The organism is Burkholderia sp. Se-20378 (assembly GCF_017104665.1).
GTDB lineage: Bacteria > Pseudomonadota > Gammaproteobacteria > Burkholderiales > Burkholderiaceae > Burkholderia > Burkholderia lata.
On sequence record NZ_JAAGPG010000737.1, the window covers coordinates 1 to 3,439 of the forward strand.

The window sequence follows — 3,439 nt, forward strand, 5'->3', positions numbered from 1 at the left end:
ACGCACACCTCGGGGTCCTGAAGGTGCTGGAGGACAACCGCATCCCGATCGACTGCCTCGCGGGCACCAGCAGGGGCGCCGTGGTCGGCGGCCTGTATGCGAGCGGCATGGCCGCCGGCGAGATGCAGAAGCGGCTGTCGGCGGTCACCCTCGCCGACATCGCGTTCGACGTGACGGAGCGCGCAGACCTGCCACAAACCAGCCGGGAGGACGAGCGCCTGTACATCAACGGGCTGACGCTCGGCTTCGGCAAGAAAGGCGTGAAGGCGCCGGTCGGCCTCGTGCAGGGCAACCGGCTGCAGGCGCTGCTCGCGAACTGGACGGCCGCCGTGCCGACCAACCAGCCGTTCGACCGCCTGCCGATCCCGTACCGCGCGGTCGCGACCGACCTGCAGACGGGCCAGATGGTGGTGCTCGACCACGGTTCGCTGCCGCTCGCGATCCGCGCGAGCATGGCGATGCCGGGCCTGTTCGCGCCGGCCGAGATCAACGGGCGTGCGCTCGTGGACGGCGGGCTCGTCAGCAACCTGCCCGTCGACACCGCGCGGCAGATGGGCGCGAACGTCGTGATCGCGGTCGACATCGGCTCGCAACTGCGGCCGCTCGACGCGCTCGCGTCGCCCGCCGACGTGATGCAGCAGATGGTCGGCATCCTGATCCGCCAGAACGTGACCGCGCAGCGCAAGCAGCTCGACGCGCAGGACGTGCTGCTCACGCCGGACCTCGGCGCGCTCGCGTTCACCGATTTCCAGAACGCGAAGCAGGCGATCGCCGCGGGAGCTGCCGCCGCGACCGCGGCGCTGCCGAAGCTGAAGCGCTTCGCGCTCACGCCGGAACAGTACGCGGCCTACCGATCGGCGCACGCGCAGCCGCTGCCACCGCCGATCCGGATCACGCGCATCGACATCAAGACCACCGGCGGCGTGCCGAAGCAGGTCGTCAGCAACGCGCTGCACGTGAAGCCCGGCGACACCTACGATCCGGATACCGTCAGCCAGGATCTGCTCGGGCTCACGACGGGCGGCAACTTCGAGAGCGTCACGCAGCAGATCGTGAGCCACGGCGACGAAAACGTGCTCGAGATCGATGCGCGCGAGAAATACTGGGGGCCGAACTTCCTGCTGTTCGGGCTCGGCATGTCGAGCAGTTCCACCGACGAGGGCGGCTTCCGCCTGCACGTCGGCTACCGGCGGCCATGGCTCACCGAATCGGGGCTCGAATTCCGCGCGGACACGACGATCGGCAGCGACCTGCAATCGGCGCGCATCGAGTTCCGCCAGCCGCTGTCGATGGCCTACGGCGTCTATCTGTCGCCCTACGCGGAATACCAGCGCCGCTACGCGAACCTGTACGACGACACCGGCGACGTGAAGATCACGCAGTACCTGATGCAGACCGCGCGCGCCGGGCTCGACTTCGGCCTGCCGATCGGGCGGCTCGGCGATTTCCGGATCGGCCTCGGTTACGTGACCGGGCACGGCTCGCCGACCTACAACGTGCCGTTCGACGACGGCAGCGGCCAGACGCTGCTGTGGCCGAGCTTCACGTCGCAGGCGCTGACCGCGCGCGCGCGGCTCGTCATCGACCAGCTCGACGATCCGCTGTTCCCGCGCAAGGGCTATTTCACCGAGCTGCGCGTCGAACGCTCGCTGGTGTCGCGCAACGGAGGCTCGGCGCAGGAATTCGATGACAGCATCAACAACGCGCCCTACACCGAGATCTACGGCAAGGCGATGGTGGCGCAGCAGTTCGGCCGGCACAGCGTCAGCGCGACGATCGAAGGCGGCAAGAGCATCGGCGGCACCAACCTGATCAACTCGTTCAATTTCACGCTCGGCGGCTTCCAGCATCTGTCCGCGTATGCGGCCGACCAGTTGAACGGCAACGAGCTCGCGTATGCGCAGGTGACCTACATGAACCAGCTGATGACGTTCAACGCATCGCCGATCAAGGCGCTGTCGGTGGGCGCCAGCGCGGAAGTCGGCAACGTCTGGTCGAGCGGCCAGCAGGTCGGCGGCGGCGCGCTCAAGCAGAGCTATACGTTCTTCACGAGCCTGTCGACCGCGTTCGGGCCCGTGTACATCGGCGTGGCGCTCGCACCCGGCGGCCGCCGCAACTTCTACCTGCAACTCGGCCGCACGTACTGAGCCTGCGCGGATGCCGCTTCGGCGGCATCCGCGTCTCCATCGCGCCGCGCGCCCGGGTCAGAACTCCGCAGCCATCGCGACCGCGCGGGCTTGCGCCCGTTCGATGCTGTCGCTTGCGCGTGTACCCCACGTGTGTTCGACGGTCAGGCTCCTGACCTCACTCACGCCGATGAACCTCAACCAGAATTCGATGTAGTCGGCCTGATGCCGGAACCCGGGATTGTCGGCGCCCGCGCCGGGTTCCCGGCTTTGCCCGCGAACATGGATCACCAGCGCGCGCGGAATGTCCAGCAGCGGCGCGTACGCGTTGCCGTCGAACGTAAACAGCATGTTCCGCTGGCTGACGAGATCGATCAGTTGCTTGAGCTTGTATGGATAGCCGAAATTCCACATCGGCACGCCCACGACGATCCGGTCCGCGTCCTGAAAGCGCTTCACGAGCGACTGGATTCGCCGCCAGATCGACTGCTCCGCCTCATCCATCGGCGCGTTTGCGACGCCCTTGTACTTGGCGCCGATCGCGTCGCTGTCGAAGTCCGGCAAGTCCTCCTCCCAGACATTCAGCGTATCGACGTCGATCGTTGCGCCCGTCTCCCGGTACGCATCGACAAAGGCACGGGCGACCGCGATCGAGGCCGACCTGGCGCCGCGGGGAGAAGACACGATGTTCAAAAGCCGCATGAGGTTTGACCCGGACAGGAATGCATGAACAAGGGGGCGGCCATCGTGGCGGCCCCGGCTCCACTGCTGCGTCGCGGGCCGCCCGCCTCCGCTGTCACGGCTCGGCCGGCCCATATAGTTGCAATTGCAATCGTAATGCAAAGCACGCGCGCACGCCAAACGAATCGTCACGCGATTGCGGTGCGGGAAGGTGTCGATACGGGAAAGGTGCGGCGGGAAAGGCCGGCGACGCGCTCGAATCCGGCGCACGGCGGTCGTGCTGTGGTGCTGTCGTGCTGTCGTGCTGTCGTGCTGTCGTGCTGTCGTGCTGTCGTGCTGCTGTTTCTGTCGAGGCCGAGGGCCCGTGCGGCGTGGGCGGCGCTGCCGTGACGGCGCCGTGCGGGCGGCGGGTGCAGCGGGGCGGGGCTGGCGGCGGGGGGCAGTGGCGGGGTGGCTGGCGTGGTGGCGGTCGGGTAGGCGCGGAGGCGGGGTGTCGGGTGGGTGGGCGGGCGGGCGGGAGGGGTGGCGGGCGGGCGGGCTGTGGTGATGTCGTGGTGTCGTGCTGGCGTGCTGTCGTGCTGTCGTGCTGTCGTGCTGTCGTGCTGCTGTTTCTGTCGAGGCCGAGGGCCCGT

General features: G+C 68.1%; 2 protein-coding genes. One reads left to right on the forward strand and one right to left on the reverse strand.

Features of this window, described 5'->3' with window-relative positions:
* The coding region (locus G3N93_RS36820; protein WP_206135226.1) for a patatin-like phospholipase family protein at positions 1 to 2,147 on the forward strand (2,147 nt) is incomplete at its 5' end.
* A gap of 57 nt (positions 2,148 to 2,204) precedes the next feature.
* Here G3N93_RS36820 and G3N93_RS36825 read toward each other — a convergent pair.
* The gene (locus G3N93_RS36825) at positions 2,205 to 2,828 is read right to left on the reverse strand and encodes an FMN-dependent NADH-azoreductase (RefSeq protein ID WP_206135227.1); all 624 of its coding nucleotides are present in this window, start codon (positions 2,826 to 2,828) and stop codon (positions 2,205 to 2,207) included.
* Positions 2,829 to 3,439 lie beyond the last annotated feature (611 nt).